At 62.3% G+C, this 17,842-nt stretch carries 18 protein-coding genes; 9 read left to right on the top strand and 9 right to left on the bottom strand.

Annotated features, from left to right (window positions below; genetic code table 11):
- The first annotated feature begins 70 nt into the window (after window positions 1-70).
- The 3 genes from G7016_RS20905 to G7016_RS20895 all read left to right on the top strand — a co-directional run bounded on the left by G7016_RS20905 (window position 71) and on the right by G7016_RS20895 (window position 2,278).
- A complete protein-coding gene (locus G7016_RS20905; protein ID WP_181117631.1) occupies window positions 71-1,252 on the top strand; it encodes an HPP family protein in 1,182 nt (393 codons plus the stop codon).
- 73 nt (window positions 1,253-1,325) lie between these two features.
- Window positions 1,326-1,631 carry a DUF2845 domain-containing protein gene (locus G7016_RS20900; protein WP_181117630.1) on the top strand — a complete coding sequence of 102 codons (306 nt, stop codon included), beginning with the start codon at window positions 1,326-1,328 and terminating at the stop codon, window positions 1,629-1,631.
- A gap of 32 nt (window positions 1,632-1,663) precedes the next feature.
- Entirely contained in the window at window positions 1,664-2,278 is a 615-nt protein-coding gene (locus G7016_RS20895) for a hypothetical protein (protein ID WP_375139225.1), read from the top strand.
- Between the two features lie 17 nt (window positions 2,279-2,295).
- Here the strand turns inward: G7016_RS20895 and G7016_RS20890 are convergent, their stop codons facing one another.
- Window positions 2,296-2,772, bottom strand: coding sequence for a DUF2269 family protein (locus G7016_RS20890; protein WP_181117628.1), 477 nt, complete (start codon window positions 2,770-2,772; stop codon window positions 2,296-2,298).
- Window position 2,773: 1 nt separating this feature from the next.
- Entirely contained in the window at window positions 2,774-3,901 is a 1,128-nt protein-coding gene (locus G7016_RS20885; protein WP_181117627.1) for a saccharopine dehydrogenase family protein, read from the bottom strand.
- Between the two features lie 247 nt (window positions 3,902-4,148).
- On the opposite strand from G7016_RS20885, the gene G7016_RS20880 reads away from it, so the two are divergent.
- Window positions 4,149-5,312: an AAA family ATPase gene (locus G7016_RS20880; protein WP_181117626.1), complete on the top strand. Its 1,164-nt coding sequence runs from the start codon at window positions 4,149-4,151 to the stop codon at window positions 5,310-5,312.
- A gap of 88 nt (window positions 5,313-5,400) precedes the next feature.
- Window positions 5,401-6,054 (top strand): hypothetical protein, encoded by a 654-nt coding sequence (locus G7016_RS20875; protein ID WP_181117625.1) that lies wholly within the window; start codon window positions 5,401-5,403, stop codon window positions 6,052-6,054.
- A gap of 91 nt (window positions 6,055-6,145) precedes the next feature.
- On the opposite strand, the gene G7016_RS20870 is transcribed toward G7016_RS20875, so the two are convergent.
- The 4 genes from G7016_RS20870 to G7016_RS20855 all read right to left on the bottom strand — a co-directional run bounded on the left by G7016_RS20870 (window position 6,146) and on the right by G7016_RS20855 (window position 11,786).
- Window positions 6,146-6,946, bottom strand: a complete 801-nt coding sequence (locus tag G7016_RS20870; protein ID WP_181117624.1) for an HpcH/HpaI aldolase family protein — start codon at window positions 6,944-6,946, stop codon at window positions 6,146-6,148.
- A 70-nt stretch (window positions 6,947-7,016) separates the two neighbouring features.
- Entirely contained in the window at window positions 7,017-8,720 is a 1,704-nt protein-coding gene (locus G7016_RS20865; RefSeq protein WP_181117668.1) for an amidase, read from the bottom strand.
- Between the two features lie 97 nt (window positions 8,721-8,817).
- Window positions 8,818-9,996, bottom strand: coding sequence for a catalase family protein (locus tag G7016_RS20860; protein ID WP_181117623.1), 1,179 nt, complete (start codon window positions 9,994-9,996; stop codon window positions 8,818-8,820).
- On the bottom strand, window positions 9,993-11,786 hold the full coding sequence (locus G7016_RS20855) for a di-heme-cytochrome C peroxidase (protein WP_181117622.1): 1,794 nt from the start codon (window positions 11,784-11,786) through the stop codon (window positions 9,993-9,995). Before G7016_RS20855 ends, G7016_RS20860 begins: the two co-directional genes overlap by 4 nt.
- Before the next feature lie 219 nt (window positions 11,787-12,005).
- Here G7016_RS20855 and G7016_RS20850 point away from each other — a divergent pair, with 219 nt between their 5' ends.
- Window positions 12,006-12,515, top strand: coding sequence for a hypothetical protein (locus G7016_RS20850; RefSeq protein WP_181117621.1), 510 nt, complete (start codon window positions 12,006-12,008; stop codon window positions 12,513-12,515).
- A gap of 65 nt (window positions 12,516-12,580) precedes the next feature.
- On the opposite strand, the gene G7016_RS20845 is transcribed toward G7016_RS20850, so the two are convergent.
- The 3 genes from G7016_RS20845 to G7016_RS20835 all read right to left on the bottom strand — a co-directional run bounded on the left by G7016_RS20845 (window position 12,581) and on the right by G7016_RS20835 (window position 15,613).
- A complete protein-coding gene (locus G7016_RS20845) occupies window positions 12,581-12,802 on the bottom strand; it encodes a DUF6555 family protein (RefSeq protein WP_181117620.1) in 222 nt (73 codons plus the stop codon).
- A gap of 108 nt (window positions 12,803-12,910) precedes the next feature.
- Window positions 12,911-15,130, bottom strand: coding sequence for an ergothioneine biosynthesis protein EgtB (gene egtB, locus G7016_RS20840; protein WP_181117619.1), 2,220 nt, complete (start codon window positions 15,128-15,130; stop codon window positions 12,911-12,913).
- A gap of 57 nt (window positions 15,131-15,187) precedes the next feature.
- Window positions 15,188-15,613: a DUF1810 domain-containing protein gene (locus G7016_RS20835; protein ID WP_181117618.1), complete on the bottom strand. Its 426-nt coding sequence runs from the start codon at window positions 15,611-15,613 to the stop codon at window positions 15,188-15,190.
- Between the two features lie 123 nt (window positions 15,614-15,736).
- On the opposite strand from G7016_RS20835, the gene G7016_RS20830 reads away from it, so the two are divergent.
- The 3 genes from G7016_RS20830 (at window position 15,737) to G7016_RS20820 (ending at window position 17,810) form a co-directional block, all read left to right on the top strand.
- Window positions 15,737-16,657, top strand: coding sequence for a DUF72 domain-containing protein (locus G7016_RS20830; RefSeq protein ID WP_181117617.1), 921 nt, complete (start codon window positions 15,737-15,739; stop codon window positions 16,655-16,657).
- 36 nt (window positions 16,658-16,693) lie between these two features.
- On the top strand, window positions 16,694-17,212 hold the full coding sequence (locus G7016_RS20825; RefSeq protein ID WP_181117616.1) for a nucleoside 2-deoxyribosyltransferase: 519 nt from the start codon (window positions 16,694-16,696) through the stop codon (window positions 17,210-17,212).
- A 304-nt stretch (window positions 17,213-17,516) separates the two neighbouring features.
- On the top strand, window positions 17,517-17,810 hold the full coding sequence (locus G7016_RS20820; protein WP_181117615.1) for a DUF1652 domain-containing protein: 294 nt from the start codon (window positions 17,517-17,519) through the stop codon (window positions 17,808-17,810).
- Window positions 17,811-17,842: the final 32 nt, after the last annotated feature.

Genomic DNA, 17,842 nt, shown 5'->3' with positions numbered 1-17,842 from the left:
CGCTACGCCGGCACAGCCAGGTCCACTGGCGGCTCTCCCCGGTTGTCTTCGTCTTTCATGTTGGTTGCCTATGCCTGCCCCTGTTCCCGAACACCCCCAACCTCCCTCGCGCCAGTGGCGCCTGCTGGCTTTGGCCCGGGCGTTGTGGCCTGCGCCGCAACCCATCAACCGTCGCGAAAAACTGCGGGCCAGCCTCGGCGCCGCGTTAGGCGTTTTGCTGGTAGCCTTCCTGGCCGCGAGTTGGGTCGAAGGTGGCCTGGCCCATGAACACAGCCTGCTAGCCCTTGCCCTGGTAGCACCGCTGGGGGCCAGCGCGGTGCTGGTGTTTGCGGTGCCCTCAAGCCCGCTTGCACAACCCTGGTCGGTGGTGGGCGGTAATACCCTGTCGGCGCTGGTAGGCATCGCCTGCGTGAAGTGGGTGCCCGATGCCTCGCTGGCTGCTGGGCTGGCGGTGGGGATGGCGATTGCAGTGATGCTTGCCCTGCGCTGCCTGCACCCACCGGGCGGCGCGTCGGCGTTGCTAATGGTGCTGACCGGCTGCGACCGGTTCATGTTTGCCGTCACGCCTGTACTGCTCGATTCGCTGCTGCTGGTGGCCGCGGGCCTGCTGTACAACAACCTTACCCGTCGCCCCTGGCCGCACCTTCATCGAGCCGCGCCGCCTGCACCGGCTGCGGGCGAGGGGGGCACCCGGTTGCAGCGCAGTGACCTCGACGCCGTGCTGGCCCGCCACAATGAAGTGCTGGACATCAGTCGGGATGATCTCGAGGCCCTGCTCGAAGAAGTGGAGGCGCTGGCTTATCAGCGCACCATGGGCAAGGTGCGTTGCGCCGACGTGATGAGCGCAAACCCGGTGGCCGCGCGGGTGGAAATGCCGCTGCGCGACGCCTGGGCCCTCATGCGTAAGCACCGGATCAAGGCCTTGCCAGTGGTGGATGGGCGTCAGCACCTGCTGGGCATCGTAACGGTTGCCGACTTTATGCGGCAGATCGACCTGGACGTGCACGAGGGCATGGCCTGGCGCCTTCGCTCGCTGGTGCGCCCCAAGCCTGCGCACGCACGCACGGTTGGCCAGATCATGACCCGCACCGTTCGCGTGGCCAGCCATGACCGCTTGCTGATCGACCTGGTGCCGGTGTTCTCCGAGAACGGCCATCGGCACATCCCGATCATCGACGAAGGGCAGCGGCTGGTGGGGATCATCACCCAATCGGATTTGATCCGCGCGCTTTACCAAGCGGTGCGGGCGTGAATGTCGCCCAAAGCTGAAGCCAGCAGCAGTAGCGGTTAAGATGGCGTGGTGTTCCTGACCTGACCGGTGACTCATGAAGCCCTCTCTTTCCCTGCTCGCCAGCGCATTGTTGTTCTGCGCCGGCTTCGCTTGGGCCGATGACACGCTACGCTGCAACAGTGCGCTCATTTCTGTTCACGACCGCATGGGCGAGGTGCTGCGCAAATGTGGCGAGCCCACCAGCCGTTCCCCTCAGGGCTCGGTGCGTGTGAGCGCTGGCGCTGGCCGTCGGCTGGAGCTGCCCGTGGAGGAGTGGACCTACGGCCCCAATTCGGGGATGTATCACTACCTGCGGTTCGAAGGTGACGAGTTGGTGCGTATCACTGGCGACAGGGGCTAGCCCTAGCCCTCGGCCATATTCGAAAGAGGAAGATCATGCGTCTGGCCCCCTTGCTTGCCTTGTTGCTCTCTACAGCGGCCCTGGCCGCGCCCCCGGGTATGGTTGAAAAGGTCCGCGGTACGCTGGATGCGGTAGACAACAACCAGCTGAGAATGACCACCGCCGCCGGCCAGGCCATCACCGTGGCGCTCACGCCGCAAACCACGGTGCGCAGCATCGCATTGGCCAGCCCTGCGGACATCACGGCCGATAGCTACATCGGGACCGCCGCAGTCCCGCAACCCGACGGCACCCTGAAGGCATTGGAGGTACACGTATTCGCGCCCAGCCTGCGCGGCAGCGGCGAAGGGCACCGGCCATGGCAAAGCGCCGAAGGCGCCCAGGCCACCATGACCAACGGAACCGTGGGCGCGGTGAAGGTTGCCCAAGGCCGCCGGTTGACGGTCACCTACCCCGACGGCGAGAAAACCATCGTGGTGCCGGACGGCGTGCCGATTGTGCGCATCGACCCGGCGGACACTTCGCTGCTCACCGCCAGCGCGCCCGCCAAGGCTCATGTGATCGTGTTCGCCGTGCCGGATGACCACGGCGGTGCTCAGGCGCAATCGGTACTGGTGGGCAAGGACGGGATTACCCCACCGATGTGAGCCCCGGGGCTTGTGCGCTACCAGGCCCAGGGCAGCGTTCTGGTGGTCATCACCAGCACAATGAGGAACATGCCGGCAAAGCCCGCCACCCCCAGCCAGAACCAGCGCCGATACAGCATGTCGAACCGTTCGCACAGAGGGGCACCCGACAGCGCAGCGCTTGCCGCAAGTTGCTGCATGCGCTTTTGCAGCATCAGCACTGGCAGCCAAAGTGCTCCTACGCTGAAGAGAATCACCAGGCCCGCAAGTAGCCAGCCTTGACTCAGGCGCCAACCAGCCATGCTGGCCAGCGCATACCCCGTAGCCAGTTGCAGCACACCGGCAGGGGTGGTGATCCAGTTATCGAACCGCACCACCCATGTCGCTACACCGGCGACCAGCCTGGCATCGCCGGTGCGGCGTGCGGCGATCAGGTAGAGAAACGAACCCATGCTGAAACCGAACAGAAACACGGCGGCGATGATGTGCAGGTACTTCACCCAAAGGTAAATCATGTCAGGGCCGCTGCCGGGTGTAGCGGAGGTCGAAGCGCACCTGTTCGGGCGCAGCGATGGCATCGAGGTACTCGTTCAAGGTGATTTCACCTACGCAGGGCCGCGCGCCCGGGTGGGGACGATAGCCAGCAGCAACCTTGATCATCAACGCAACAGCGGCGCAACTAGGGATTTCCGGGCCCTTGTCGTCGTAGGCGGTCACTTGTGACTGGAGCAACACCGGCTGCCCGTTCGTGCCTACGCCGCTTACGTCCAGGTACATGGCGCTTTTGCCATCGCCCAGGCCTTCGAAGCGGGTACCCAGGCGGTGCAGGCGCCTTGCCCAGCGAAGAGGGTTGCTTAGCAATCCAGCCTTGATGGCCATGGCCAATAACCCATTGGCGATTGCGCCCAGCATAAGGCCCGGCCCCGCCTTGAAGGCAAGCCGACGTGCGCCGTAACGGCTGGCGAGAATATCCATGTCAGGTACGTCCACATTGGAGACCAGCCGCCACCCCAGTTTGGGTAAACGCTTGAACGTCAGGCCCAGCCAGCCGGTCACCGGGTAAACGCTACCCCCGCGCAACTGGGTGATTGGCCGCCCCGCGTAGGCCAGCACTCCTTCTACGGTCGAGAGCCCAGGCATTTTGGCTGAGGATGAAATGCCATGTTCGATCGAGTCAATTCGCCAGAAGCGCTCCTTGGCGTGGTCGAGAATGGCACACGAAAGGCTTGGCACCGAGCTGCAACCGCTCAGTATCGCTACGCCGGCGTTACGTGCCTGCTCATCGAGCGTGCCGATACCGTTGACGAAAGACCGGCAGTCCGCCAGGTCGCAATAGTTCACCCCGGCGGCAATGCAGGCCTCGGCAACGCTGTAAAGCTGCCCCTGGAACGGCCCGCCGGTGTGAATGACCCAATCGACCTTCAACCCGGGCAAGGCGTGGGCGAAACCGGGAAGCAGTACATCGCCACACCATCCGGCGTGGCGAACGCCGGATGCCAATTCCAGCTCGCGAAGGCGGGCGTCGAGCTTACGGGGGTCCCGGCCGGTGATCACCAGCTCAAGCCCGGGAATACGATTCAAGTGGTTGCTGATGATCCGCCCAAAATTCCCATACGCGCCTACCACCAATACTCGCAATGCCACGGTGCATTCCTTATGCAATGGGCCAGCACTGGCCCGAACACAGGCATAGGTTACCTGCACGCTGAGCCGGTGCAAGGATCCACGTGTAAAAGCCCCATTCATGACAGCGAGGGTAGGTTAGAGGGCTCAGACTTGGGTGGCAGGTCAACAGCGTAACGATCGGGGCAGCGTGGCCGACCACTCGTGATTTAAGGTAGGATGATCGCAACTAATGAGCTGAACGCTGCCTCGAACTCAAGGATAAACAATGATCACTGCTTTCGGAGCTCAGGGGTTTAAGTCGCTGGCAAATTTTACCCTTGATGATCTTGGCCGGTTTACCTGCCTGGTTGGCCTGAACGGCGCAGGCAAGAGTACGATACTGCAATTGCTTGATTTTTGTTCGCATATCATGCGTGGCGATGTGGAGCAATGGTTGCAGAAAAGGGGATGGTCTGCAACGGATCTTGGTTCCAAGTTCACGCATTCCTCGAACATTGCACTCGGCTTGGATGTTGTTATCTCTTCAGGGGAAAAATACCGTTGGGTTGGTGCCTATAACAGGTTTTCCAATAGCTGCACGTCCGAACGTGTTGAACGGGATAGCGATGATTCCGTGCTGTTTAGGGTACACCGGGGCAGGTACTACATTGGCGATAGCGCTCCGGAGCGGATAGATTTTATTTACAACGGCTCCATACTGACCGGTTTGAAGGAAAGCCTGTTGCCGCCGGAAGTGCTTGAAGTAAAGCAGGCCATGCTGAGGATCAAATCACTAGAGTTGCTGTCTCCTCACTTGATGCGCTCTTCGTTGAGAGACACGGCCGATGATGTCGGTCCCGGTGGGGAGAAGCTCGCTTCCTTCCTTTACTCGCTCAAGGGCGAAAAAAGGGAAAAATTACTTGAGCTACTGAAAGGGTTTTACCCCGCCGTTGTGGATTTCAAGGTAAAGCAAGAGCGCGCAGGCTGGAAAAAGCTGCAGGTGATAGAGTCGTATGGCGATATCTTGGTCGAAACCGAGGCAAAACATATAAATGATGGCCTGTTGCGGATATTGGCCATCATTGCCCAGTCAGCGACCGAGCCCTCTTTGCTAATCTTTGATGAAGTTGAAAATGGAGTGAATCCCGAAATAGTGGAGCGTTTGGTGGAGTTGTTGCAGAATTCGCCTCATCAGGTAATTGTAACTACGCATAGCCCAATGATCCTGAACTATCTGGACGATGATGTAGCTGCGGAGTCGGTTCGCTTCGTGTACCGTTCAACGGGCGGTTCCACATGTAGTCGCCCACTTTTTGCACTTCCCCGAATGAGAGCCAAGTTGGGTGTGATGGGGCCAGGGGAAGCTTTTGTTGATACTAGCCTTAGCGCCTTGATCGCCGAGTGCCATCGCCTGGATGCCGAAGAATCTGGCCTAGAGGCTGGGCAGTAGAATGCATGTGTTATTTAGTGGAGAAGGCGTAAGCGATCTGGGGTGTTGTGCTCTATCAACTTCAGCTTGCAGGGGCGTAGATTATCGCTTGGGCCCTTTGGCAATCGTTGTTGATAATGTGATTCATGCGGTATTAGGGTATAGCCCTAGAGACGCCTGCCCCGACACCTACCACTATCATTCTGAATCCGCCCTTGCCGATAAGGCTGCCGAACGTAAGCGTCAGCGCCGTTTCGCTCTCGCAGGCAGGAAGCGCCCGGTGGAAACCGGTTTTTTCTATATCAGTGCCTGGATGCTTGGCGAGGCGGCGTTGGAACTGGAGCGTCTGGAAAACGACGCTGTGGTCGCGGTTTTCTTTCGTGATACAGACGGCACCAATACCTCGGATCGCACGCTATGGGAGACCAAACTCGATTCAATTGAGGCTGGTTTTGACCGGGCAGGTTTCGATCGTGGTGTTGCAATGCTGCCTATGCCTAAATCGGAGGCCTGGTTCATTTGCGCGGCAAAAGACAATCCTTACCAAGGGTGCGAGCAACTGGAGGAATTACCGGGCAATGATCGCTCCCCCAATTCGGCCAAAGCGATGCTTGCTGCAGTGCTTGGTACCGAAGCCACTGCAGACGCGCTCATTCATTGGCTTGCAGGCAATAACTTCGACGGCGAGCGGCTGGCGGATGCAATGCCCAGCTTTTACCAATTTTATTCCCGCCTTCTTCAGGTCCTGACTTCCTTGCGTTAGCAAGCGCCCCCGCTTGGCCTCCCTGCCATCACCCCGGACCAATTCATAGGCGGTGGTACACGGTAAGGCCATGCTGGATCGTTCTGCGCACTTAGTAGGTGCTCGAAGATACCGTCGGTAATTCCTCGTCACGGTACAACGCAAGGTTGGCGCGAGCGGCGGTGCGCAGCAGGCTGATGTCGATGCCCACCGCAATGAAGTTGCAGCCCCATTCCCGATAGCGGCGCGCGTCGGCTTCCACTGGCGCGAGGATCCCTGACGCCTTGCCGGCGTGAAGGGTGGCGTCGATGGCGTGGCGGATCTGCGCCTGCACCTCTGGATGCAGCGGGTTGCCCGGGTGGCCCAGGCCGATAGACAGGTCGGCGGGCCCTACGAATACCGCGTCCACACCCTCGACCGCAGCGATTTCAGCGGCATTGGCTACGCCCAGGCGCGACTCTACCTGCACAATCAGGCACAGCTGCTCATGGGCGGTGGCCAGGTAATTGTCCACTCCATCCCAGCGGGTGGCGCGGGTGAGGCCGCCGCCCACGCCGCGGATGCCTGCCGGTGGATAGCGCATGGCACGCACGATGGCCCGTGCCTGCTCGGCCGTTTCCACCATGGGCACCATGAGCGTTTGCACACCGATGTCCAGCAACTGCTTGATCAGCGCGGGGTCGCTGTTGACCGAGCGCACCACCGGCGCGCTGGCATACGGCGCAACAGCCTGCAACTGGGCCAGCACGCTGGCCACCCCATTGGGCGCGTGCTCGCCATCGATCAGCAGCCAGTCATAGCCCACACTGGCCGCTATTTCGGCGGCATAGCCATTGGCGAAACCGGCCCACAGGCCGTATTGCGGCTCGCGGGACGCCAAGCGGGCTTTGAAACGGTTTACAGGCATTTGCATTGAGCTACCTCGGCAATCATGGCCAGTGTTGTCGTGCAAGCGTAGGCAAAACGGTGGTTCAGCGCCCGTCTCAGGCAAGCGGCGGCGTACGCGGCGGGATGCGGCGGCGGTTGCCGGTGGCTTCGAACGCGGCGGCAAAACGCAACAGCGCGGTGTCGTCGTACGCGCGGCCAGCGAAGGTCAGCCCTACGGGCATGCCGATGTCAGCCATTAGCCCCATGGGCACTGTCACGGTAGGCACGCCGAGGTGGCGGATGGCGAGGTTGCCGTTTGCCACCCATACGCCGTTGCTCCAGGCAATGTCAGCCGCGGCTGGGTTTACGTCGGCATCGGCGGGTGCAACATCGGCCACGGTGGGGAACACCACGGCATCCAGCCCTCGCTCTGCCATCCAATCTTCAAGGTCGGCTTTGCGGGTGGCCTCCAGGGCGCGCAGGCCGTCGGGCACGGTAGGGATCTGGTCCCACGGGGTGATGCCGCGCTCGGCCATGCGCACGTATTCATCCATGCCGGCCGCCAGGTCGCCCTCACGGTTGGGCAGGGTGCCCGGGTCGTGGGGGAAGATCAGCGGGCCGTTGACGTCTACCAGCCGGTTCAGCTTCGGGTCGCCGTTGGCCTGCAGGAAATCGTCGAACGCCCAGGCGGTGAGATCCCAGAGTTCGTGGTGGAGGAACTCTTTCGATACCAGCCCTCGGTTGAACACCGTGGGCGCGCCGGGGCGGTCGCCTTCGCAATTGGACACCAGGGGGAAGTCCACTTCCACTACCTTGGCGCCAGCAGCTTCCAGAGCCTGGCGGGCTTGCTCCCACAGGTCGATCACCGTAGGCCGCGTATGAATGCGTTGCCCAGTAGGGCCGCCGATGCCCGGCGCTTCGCTGGTGCCCGCCTGCGGGTCGGCATTGATATACATGCGCGGTACGCCGAAACGCTTGCCGGCCAGCGCGCCCTGTTCAGCGGCCAGTGCCGAATAAGAGGCGGGGCGCACGTCGGCTACGGATGGAATGGGCACCCAAGGCTGCAAGCGCCAGAGGTCGCCACGGGTATCGGTATCCACGGCCACGATCACGTCCAGCACTTCCAGCAGGTCGGCCATGGTCCGCGCGAACGGCACCACCACATCCATGGTGGGCGTAAGCGGCCAGTTGCCGCGCACCGAGATTACTCCGCGCGAAGGCGTGTAGGCGCACAAGCCGTTGTTCGAGGCCGGGCCGCGACCGCTGGACCAGGTTTCTTCGGCCAGGCCGAAGGCGGCAAAGCTGGCTGCAGTCGCCGTGCCGGCGCCGTTGGAGGATCCCGAGGCGAATGGGGCAGTGAGGTAATCACCGTTGTAAGGGCTTTCGGCCCTGCCGTATACGCCCCGCTGCATACCTCCGTTGGCCATGGGCGGCATGTTGGTCTTGCCCAGGCAGATCGACCCTGCACCGCGCAAACGCTCGATGGTGAAGGCATCGCGATAGGCCACCAGGTCGGCAAAGGCAGGGCTGCCAGACGCGGCGGTCAGCCCTTTGACCAAGTAACTGTCCTTGGCGGTGTAGGGTATGCCATCCAGCGGGCCGAGGGTTTCGCCACGGCGCCGACGCTCATCGCTGGCCTGCGCTTCGGCCAGCGCCTCGGGGTTGTGCACCACCACCGCGTTGAGCCGGGTGGCAGTGGCCGGGCCGTCATAGGCCTCGATGCGGGCCAGGTATGCCTGCACCAGCTCGACGGCGGTGGTTGTCCCCGCTTCGAGCGCCGCCCGCAACTGGGCGATGGACACTTCGGTTACTTCGATCATGCTGGCACCGGTCAACAGGTTGAAAGGTGCCATTCTGGCGAGCCTGTGACGCCAGTGCAACGTTGGCCGGCAGCGCCGGAAGGCCGGCCCCCGGCTGCTACTGTTGGGCTGCGTTGCGGGCGTTGCGGTAGTCGGCCACGGCTTCGTATACCGCCTTGCGCAGGCGATTGATGCCGCCCAGCGGCTGATGCGCTTCGATGCCGTGCCAGGGGCTGAAGCGCATGTTGTCGCAGGCCAGGTTCTGCTCCGGCGTGTCGAAGTCCTGCGGTGGCAGGCGCAGATGGCCCACAGTGCGGAAGGCCGAATCGCTTTCTTTCCACTCCACGCTGGTGTCCTCCAGCGGCATGTAACGGTTGGCGTCCTGCAATTGGACCTGCAAGGCGAAACAGGCAGGCTGGCGGTCCGTGGACAACTGCTGATACAACGCGCCTCGGAGGAAGTTGGGCTGGTCCCGGTTCATGGCCGGCAGGTTGTAGGCAGGGCACGCCGACGGCTCGGGAATTACCCGGAACTTGGCGTTGGCGTTGCCATAACGGTAGGGGGCCACGGAGTAGTAGGTGGCGTCGGCCGGGGAGTCGGGCGCCTTGCTCAGGGTGGCGAAGGCAATGAACACATGGCGGATCTGCCAGGTGCGCGGGTCCCACGACGGGAAGAAGGCCATGGCGCGCTTGCCCTCGGCTTGCGCGGCAATGTTCTGCCGGTACTCTGCCACGTCACTGACGAAGAAGTTGGGGTGGTTGAACATGACGAAGTCTTGCTCATGGCGCGCCTGTTGGCTGGCCAGCAAGGGCGTGCCCGGCACATCCAGCAGCTTGATCGCCATGCCGCGTGCGTCGGAAATGTTATCGAACTGGGGGTAGGCATTGCCGTTAGAGAGCCGCATCCAAGCCTGCCAGGTTTTACCCGGTTCGCTGAATACCCCTTGGCGCCACTGAGCGGGAAGGTCGCCGTCCACGCTCAACTCGGCGCGCACGCAGCCATGGGCTTTGGCATGGGCGTCGCGCAGGTAGCGAGTGTCGGTACGGTATTTGTCCACGATCCGTATGGCGGTCTGGATAATGTCCTGGGTCATCGCCGCTTCGCCCGGCGGCACCTGTTCCACCGCAGCCACGGGCCCGGAGAACTTCCAGGCATACCAGAGCGCACTACCAGCCCAGCCGATCGCACCCAGTATCAACAGCGTTGCCAGCAGCCAGGCCAGCACTCGGCCAAACCACAACCAGGCGGCAACGATGCGGCCGCGTTTGCGCGAAAGGAACAACGTACGTTCGGTCATGGCAGGTGTTTCTCCAGCGGGCCACCAAGCACTTTCAGGTATTCGAGCAAGGCCCAGCGCTCGCTGGGCTGCAGCAGCCGGCCGATCACCCCATTCCCCTGGGGGCCGTCGCGGAATTCGTGGCCGCTGTTACGGTTGCCAGCGATGCGTGTGTCGAACAGGAAGCCACCCGCAAACGCCTCGGTCTTGTAGCCGAGGTGCTGCGGGTCGTAGTCGAACGTGCCCCGGTAGAAGGTGATGGCGCGCTCGTCCTGGGGGGACAGCAATTGATAAATCGTAGGTACTGAGCCGTTATGCAAGAAGGGCGGGGTTGCCCATACGCCGGCCAGTGGCCGCGCCTTGTAGGCGCGCAGCTCGCGTACGCCGATGGGCAGGTCGAAGCCGTTCATCCGCCCTTGCAGGTCGAGGGGGATACCCGCGTCCGCGTAGGCGCGGCGCTCGACGAAGGCGGTCACCCAGGCCAGGCCCATGGCGACGGACACACTATGAAGGTCCACTTGCTGGGGTGCAGTTACCACGTTCAGGCCAGCCAGGTCTTCAGCGGTCCAGTTCAGGCTGCTCAAATCGAAGCGGTGGTCGGCAATGTTATCGGCGGCCGTGGGGTCGGTGCCGATCACCTGAGTGGGTAGCATGCGCAGCGTCGCCACCGGGCGGCCATTCTTCATCTCAGTGTGAGGCACGTGGCAGGTGTGGCAATTTTCCTCGAACAGCGCACGCCCTTGGTTGGCAAGGGCCAGATCCACATGCCCAAGCACGTCCTCAGGCCAGGCTGGAGGTGCCAGCCGTTGCAGCGTTTCCTCGATCAGGTGCAGATCGTTCACGCGCACGCTGGAGGGGTAGCGGTCATCGCCGGTGTGTGGCTGGCCTTGCGCGTCCCGGTACTCCAGGGTGGCGCCCACGCCGAGGGATTCGCCGATATTACGTGCCATCGGCTGCTGGGCAGAGCCGTTCCATTGCACCCAGTCGAACGTCCAGATGTCCCACAGCTGGGGGTAGTCCACTGGGGCGTTCCCCTGGCGGTAATTGGCTGGCGTAAGCCCGTCGCCGAAGGCCGCGTTGGCGATGCGCCCGAACGCATCGGTGCGCCCGGGGCCTTCCTGCACCGGATACAGGCCGCGGTGCGTGTCGTTCCAGGCCGCCTTCAGGAAGGTGAACAGTGTTTGGCGAAGCTGGCTTCGCAATTCGTTCTTGCCATGCGGGTAGCCATCCCCCAGCACCTTGCGGGCGAAGCGGTCAAACTTCCAGGGAACGTAGGCCGTGGCCGCCAGGCTTGCCACCAAGGCCTGGCCGAAGCTGCCGCCGCGCAGGGTAGGTACGGTAGAAGGCAGTACGTGTTGGGCGGTGCCGCCGTCGATTCGCACCGCGGTGCCTTGGTAGCGCAGCTCGCCGGTATGGCAGGCCGCACAGGTGATGTCCAGGTAACGCTGGCCATCGGCAGGGTTCACATGTTGAGTGAACCCCACTGGCAAGCGGCCTGTGTTGGCGGCGCTGCGCTGGGTATCGAAGAGAAAGCCAAATCGCCCCAGGTTAGCCTGAAGCGCGAACGGCGTTGCGGAAAACGGTTGTTCCAGCGCCGTGAACCATTGATAGCGCAAGCCTTTGACTTGTGTTCCCTGTGGCGTGAAGTAATAGGCCTGGCGGTCGGCCTCGCTCCACTGGGGCAGATATTCCACCCGTGAAGGTGGGCTGTAGGCCGGCAAGTTCGGCCACGCGGTGAAATACAGCACCACACCTAGCAACGCCAGCAGGGCTACAAGCAGGGTGCCAAACACCCAGGAAACAACGCGCATCACGGCCATCCTTGGAGAAAACGGCGCCTTTTATGCCTGATCGCCCAGATGATGGCAAGTGGCTATTTATCTTTCCGGTTCTTGAGTGATGGCTCTGCGGCGGCGTGCGCTGGCTTCGGTGAATTTTCCTACAACTATTTAAGGCTTAAAGCCTTTGAAATGGCGGTACTGGCGCCTATACCTTCATCTGCAATTTCAATTGAAGGCGACAGTTTCGGCATGGACATGCGTTATCAACACCGCCGCCAGGCGCCGCCCATTACCTTCGCCTACCAAAGCCTGCGCGGGGATACCACCCAGCACAGCCTGCTTTATTGGCAGCACAATACAGTCGGCGTGCAAGGCCGCGAGCACACCGGCGCATTCGCCAGTTTTTCCAAGGCGCGAATCGTGGAGGTACAGGTTGGCGCAGATTGGCTCGAAGAGGCTGCCGCCCCTGAGGCGCCAGACCCACTGGCAAGGAGCAAAGGCGGCTCCAGCCCCAGGATTTACTTCCTGGGCTTTACTGCCGCGGAACGGTTCCAGTTCGAATTGTTGGCTGCCGAAAAAGGCATGCATGTGGTTCCAGCGTTATTGCCCAACCTGGAGTTCTGCTGTTGTGGGCCACGGGTGAGTTGGCGAGAGCTGCAGCAAGCCTTCGATCGCAAGGCTTGGGTGTTTCACCCCCAGCAGTTGATACGGGCATTGGAAACCGGTGAGTTGCCCGAGCATCATCCGTGGTTGTTCTGATCGGACGGCCGATGTGTGCCGAATAAAAAGCGCCGTTATGCGGGCGTGGAGGAAGATCGAGGCGTTCAGGCCTGGCGCCAGACCACGCCTTCAATGCCGAACTTTTCGGCCATCGGTTTGCTGGTCTTGCGCACTTTTTCCAGGCCGTAGCGGCCGATGCGGCCCACACCGGCGTCACAACTTGCCCAATGCCAGGCTTCAGCATTATCCATGCTGTCGGCCCGTATGATGAAAGACTTGGATGTACCGTGCTGGGTGTAATCGATGACGAACAGTTTTGCGCTCATGGGTGACTTTTTCCTCCCTCTATGACCTACAGAAAGCCACGGACGCAAAAAATTCAATCGGATTGTCGGACGATCGGCCGTTAGTGGCCAACCGTCCTTGTTAACAATCTATACCAGGCGGAAGAGGGCAACTTCCGGCGCATCACTGACCCACTGATGGCTCACCTTCCACCCGGCCCGCGCCGCCAGCCCGGCCAACGAGGCCGGGGTAAACTTGTGGCAGTTTTCCGTGTGAAGGCTCTCCTGTGCCGCAAACATGAAGCGTTCACCGGCAATGGTCACCGCCTGGTCCGTCGTGCTCACCAGATGCATTTCAATCCGCTGAGCAGCGCTGTTCCACCGCGCCTCGTGTCGGAACTGGTCCAGGTTGAAATCCGCGCCAAGCTCCCGGTTGATTCGCACCAGCAGGTTTTTGTTGAACCTGGCTGTGACCTGAGCGGCATCGTCGTACGCGGCTTCAAGAATCTCGGGGGCCTTGACCAGGTCCACACCGACGATGAAGCTGGCGCCACGGCCAAGCAATCGCCGCGCACCACGCAGGAAAGCGACCGCCTCATCGGGCGTGAAATTGCCAAGCGTCGACCCGGGGAAAAAACCCACGCAGGGGCATTTGCCGATCTGCTCGGGCAAGCGCAGGGCGCGAGTGAAGTCGTCCACCAGCGGTATCAGCTTCAGGGAGGGGTAAGCCTCGCGCAGCTGATTGCTGGCTCGCTGCAGCGCATCGGCGCAGATATCGATGGGTACGTAAGCGGCAAGGTGCGGCGCGGCATCCAGCAGCAGGCGAATTTTCTCACTTGCACCGGCACCAAACTCCACCAGCGCGGCGCCTGGCGGCAACAGTGAGGCAATTTCGCCAGCGCACCGTTGCAGCAGGTCGATCTCGGCCCGGGTAGGGTAGTACTCAGGGGTATTGCAGATGTCTTCGAACAGCCGGGAGCCCGCTTCGTCATAAAAATACTTGGGCGAAAGCTGGCGCGGATTCGACCGCATAGCCGTCAGCACATCGGCCTGCAGGCCGGCGTCTTCGGTGTGCTCCGACACCGGTTGCGGCACCTCGGCCAAGGTGTCCCGCGCCCCGCCCAGTGAGCGTGGGCTGCGGCTGTCGCGTGCCAGCCGCAGCCCGCTGAAGGCCCAGCGGGCGCTGGACGGGAAGAAGTTACGATACGTTTCGCGGCTGTGCCCTGGCGGCGTGATGTTGGCGCCGCCACGAAGCACCATCTGGTTGACCATGAACTTGCCGTTGTACTCGCCCACCGCGCCGGCCGCCGCGCGAAAGCCTGGGTAGGCGGTATACGGGCTGCGCGTCCATTGCCACGCCACCTCGTGTGCCTGCTCCAGCAACCCGGCCGTGGCTGCGACTTCCCACTCGGCCTCGCTGGGCAGCCGAGCACCAGCCCATTCGGCAAAGGCTGCTGCCTCCACATAGCTCACATGGGTGACCGCTGTGTTGGGGTCCAGGGGCTGCAGGCCGCGCAAGGTCATCACCTGCCAGCCAGCGGCAATGTCTTCCCGGGCGTCGGGTTGCCGTCGCCAGTAGGCGGGGGCCTCCCAGGCCTGGGCTTGCACGGTGGCCCAGCCTTCCGACAGCCACAGCGCCGGAGTGCGGTAGCCCCCTGCGGCGATAAAATCCAGCCACTGGCCGTTGGTCACCAGCCGGTCGCTGATTTCAAAGGGCTCCAGCCATTGCCGGTGCCGGGGCCCCTCGTTGTCGAAGGCGAAGCCAGTGCCGTCGTGGCCGATTTCCACCAGGCCGCCAGCATGGGCGCGGAAACGCCCGGGCCGGCCAACCGGCGCCTTGGGCCAGGCCGGATCATAGGCGGGCGCCAGTGGCGAAAGGCTGAACAGGTGAAGGATGTCCATCAGGATCAGCTCCTGATGTTGCTGCTCATGCTGTAAGCCCAGTTCCACCATCGACCGTTGCTCAGCGCTCAGGTCGGTTGCCAGCAACGTGGACATGTGGAGGTCGACGTGCTTGCGGTAGGCGAGCACATGCTCCACCGGGGGCCGCGTAAGCATGCCCCGCTGCGGCCGAGGCTGGCGCGGGCCGACCGCTTCGTAGTAAGAATTGAAGAGATAAGCGAAGGCCGGGTCGAACGGGCGATAGCCCGGCAGCCCTGGCGTAAGCAGGAAGGTTTCAAAGAACCAGGCAGTATGGCCAAGGTGCCATTTGGTCGGGCTGGCATCGGGCATGGACTGCGCGGCCATGTCCTCGGCGGTAAGCGGCACCGCCAGGCGCTCGCTGTGTTGGCGCACGGCAACGTATCGCTCGAGCAGGGCGCCGGCAAGGGCACAGGGGGGCGTAGCGAGTGGCTTGGTTGAAATACTCATGAGAATCCAACGGCTCCGTCGAGGGTGACGATAGGAAGCGTGGCGCGCGATGCGCGTTCAGGAAACCAGCAGTTCCAGCGTTTTGGGGTCTTCTTCGCCGTAGAAATATTGCTCAAGCACGGCGGCGAACAATGGGTCGCCATGGGAAGCACGTGAGAAAAGGGTAAGGCTCGAATGCAGCTTGAGCGCGTCAAGTTCGCCAAAAATGGCCTCCGCAGGCTTGCCGCGATGGTCCAACAGCGCGCTACAGCATTCTTGCAAACGGGCGCCGAGCACAGGGTCAGCCAGGTAGGCCACGGCTTCGGCCGAGCCGCTGATGCCGTAGAAGTGCGCCGTGTCGCTGCGGCCCAGGCCGCGCAGTTGCGGGAAAACGAACCACATCCAGTGGCTACTTTTGCGGCCGGCGCGTAGCTCTTTCAACGCCTGGGCGTACACCGGCGTCTGGGCATCGTGGAATCGTTTCAGGTCGAAGGGCGGTTCCATTACGGCCTCGCTTGGCAGGGGTTCCTTTTACTGTCCGTTCACAGCGCGGGGAGTTCCCCAGGTTGAACCGCGCGCCTGCGCCATCGGTCCGATTGAGCAACCCATCGCAGGAGCAAAACCTTCGTGGCTGACATCCGTATCGGCATCTCCGGCTGGCGTTACACGCCCTGGCGCGGCGACTTCTACCCCAAAGGCCTGATCCAGGCCAACGAACTGGCCTTCGCTTCCCGGGCAGTGAGAGGGATCGAGATCAACGGCTCGTTCTATGCGCTGCAAGCCCCGGATCGTTATGCCGAATGGTATGCCGCGACCCCCGAAGGCTTCATGTTCAGCGTTAAAGGGCCGCGGTACATCACCCATACACGCCGGTTGAAAGAAATCGAAACCCCACTGGCCAATTTTTATGCCTCCGGGATGTTTCAGCTTAAAGAAAAGCTGGGGCCGTTTCTGTGGCAGTTCCCACCCAACTTCCGTTTCGATCCCGAACGGTTCGAGGCGTTTTTGCAGCTGCTGCCCCGCACAGGCGCCCAGGCCAGGGCCCTGGCAGAGAAGGCCGAGGCGCGCTTGCACAAGCCCGGATACCTGGACATTCCGAAACGCGGCGCGCTGCGTCATGCGGTGGAAATTCGCCATGAGAGCTTCGCCACGCCAGAATTTGTGGCGCTGCTGAGGCGCCACAACGTGGCTTTGGTGGTCGCCGACACGGCCGGCAAGTGGCCTTACGCGGAAGACCTTACCGCGGACTTTGTGTACATCCGCTTGCACGGAGACGCCAAGCTGTATGAAAGCGGCTATTCGGAGGATGCACTGGACCGTTGGCAGGCGCGGATTGATACGTGGAGCCAGGGGCGGCAAGTGAAGGATGCAAAAAACCTCAGCCCGGCTCGGCCGCGGCCACGGAAAAGCCGTGATGTGTTCTGTTTTTTCGATAACGACGTGAAGGTACATGCGCCCTATGATGCGCGTGCCTTGCTGAGCCGGCTGCGCCTGGAACACGGCCTGACGACCGTACCGGGCGAGCCGCCAGCGGACGGGCTATTTTAACCCGGCACTCCATCCTGTTCCTCGAGAGGGAAAATCATGCCAACGGTCTACCTGGCCGGCTTCGACGTTTTTCAGCTGGATGCGCTCGAGCGCGGGAGTTATCTCAAGGCCCTGTGCGCCGAGGCGGGCCTCGAAGGCTTGTACCCGCTTGATAATCAGCTTCCCCCAGGCCTCGCCGGGCCAGCGGCGGCGCAGTGGATATACGAGCAGAACGTTGCGCTGATCCACCGCAGCGATGCCGTGTTGGCGAACCTGAATCCGTTTCGCGGGCTGGAGCCAGATTCCGGTACCGTGTTCGAGGTCGGCATGGCAACGGCCCTGGGCAAACCGGTATGGGCATGGTTCAAGCCACAAGGTAGCCTGCGCGAGCAGATTCCCTGCGATGCACTGGGCCATGATGCTCAGGGTATCACCGTCGAAGACTTCGCGCTGCCTCGCAACCTGATGCTGGCATGCGCCTGGGCCGGCCACAGCGCCAGCGCCGAGGCGGGCGCCCGGGCGCTGGCGGCGTATCTTGATGAACGGCGTGCTGGTCAAGGCATCCGGCGCTCCTGACGTAGGCTATACATGCCGGGTTCCAGGCCTGTGTAGCGGCTTCATCTGACCAGGAATTTTTTCGACCAGTGGGCCCTCTTCGAACACGTGCGCAACAGACGTGCTGAAAGGCTTATGCGAGGTTACCTTGCGGTCATCGCAAAAGCTTCCAGCGCGCGACGCTGGCAGGCAGGGGCTAGAGGCATCGCTGGGGTTTGCCCCGCGGTGGCACCAGGTCTATAACTTGAAGGCAAGCCCGGGAATTGATGCGCCGTTTCGCTTCATCGCCTTCGCGGTCCCGGCCACTGCCCCGAGGAGTTACATCATGAAAACCATAGGCCTCAGCCCGCTGGAGATCCGCGGCATCGTCGAACGGGCATTTCTGCCCCTCGCTTGTACGTGTGAGCAATCGGCAGACGAATGTTTCACCGTTCGTATCGAAGACCTCCACACCGGCAAGGTGTGCCTGGTGGCTGACGGCGTATCGCCGGACCGTTTCGCCAGCAGTCGTGATATCAGCAACTTGATCGCCGAGCTGCGCACTCAGCTTGAAAGCCCCGCGTTCGGCCGTGGCGCCGCGCTTGGCGGGCATATGTCGCACCGAGCGCGCGCTTTCTGATACCTGTCTTCTCGAGCGGCGCCGCCTGCGCC

This window comes from Pseudomonas japonica (assembly GCF_013522925.1).
Classification (GTDB): Bacteria; Pseudomonadota; Gammaproteobacteria; order Pseudomonadales; family Pseudomonadaceae; genus Aquipseudomonas; species Aquipseudomonas japonica_A.
Note: the sequence above shows the minus strand (reverse complement) of the source record. Positions and strands in the feature narration are given on the sequence as shown.

Bases quoted from the DNA above. Each gene is read 5' to 3' on its own strand.
- G7016_RS20905 (WP_181117631.1), top strand. From the start codon at position 71: ATGCCTGCCCCTGTTCCCGAACACCCCCAACCTCCCTCGCGCCAGTGG.
- G7016_RS20900 (WP_181117630.1), top strand. From the start codon at position 1,326: ATGAAGCCCTCTCTTTCCCTGCTCGCCAGCGCATTGTTGTTCTGCGCC.
- G7016_RS20890 (WP_181117628.1), bottom strand. From the start codon at position 2,772: ATGATTTACCTTTGGGTGAAGTACCTGCACATCATCGCCGCCGTGTTT.
- G7016_RS20880 (WP_181117626.1), top strand. From the start codon at position 4,149: ATGATCACTGCTTTCGGAGCTCAGGGGTTTAAGTCGCTGGCAAATTTT.
- G7016_RS20870 (WP_181117624.1), bottom strand. From the start codon at position 6,946: ATGCAAATGCCTGTAAACCGTTTCAAAGCCCGCTTGGCGTCCCGCGAG.
- G7016_RS20865 (WP_181117668.1), bottom strand. From the start codon at position 8,720: ATGATCGAAGTAACCGAAGTGTCCATCGCCCAGTTGCGGGCGGCGCTC.
- G7016_RS20860 (WP_181117623.1), bottom strand. From the start codon at position 9,996: ATGACCGAACGTACGTTGTTCCTTTCGCGCAAACGCGGCCGCATCGTT.
- G7016_RS20855 (WP_181117622.1), bottom strand. From the start codon at position 11,786: ATGCGCGTTGTTTCCTGGGTGTTTGGCACCCTGCTTGTAGCCCTGCTG.
- G7016_RS20850 (WP_181117621.1), top strand. From the start codon at position 12,006: ATGGACATGCGTTATCAACACCGCCGCCAGGCGCCGCCCATTACCTTC.
- G7016_RS20845 (WP_181117620.1), bottom strand. From the start codon at position 12,802: ATGAGCGCAAAACTGTTCGTCATCGATTACACCCAGCACGGTACATCC.
- egtB (WP_181117619.1), bottom strand. From the start codon at position 15,130: ATGAGTATTTCAACCAAGCCACTCGCTACGCCCCCCTGTGCCCTTGCC.
- G7016_RS20835 (WP_181117618.1), bottom strand. From the start codon at position 15,613: ATGGAACCGCCCTTCGACCTGAAACGATTCCACGATGCCCAGACGCCG.
- G7016_RS20825 (WP_181117616.1), top strand. From the start codon at position 16,694: ATGCCAACGGTCTACCTGGCCGGCTTCGACGTTTTTCAGCTGGATGCG.
- G7016_RS20820 (WP_181117615.1), top strand. From the start codon at position 17,517: ATGAAAACCATAGGCCTCAGCCCGCTGGAGATCCGCGGCATCGTCGAA.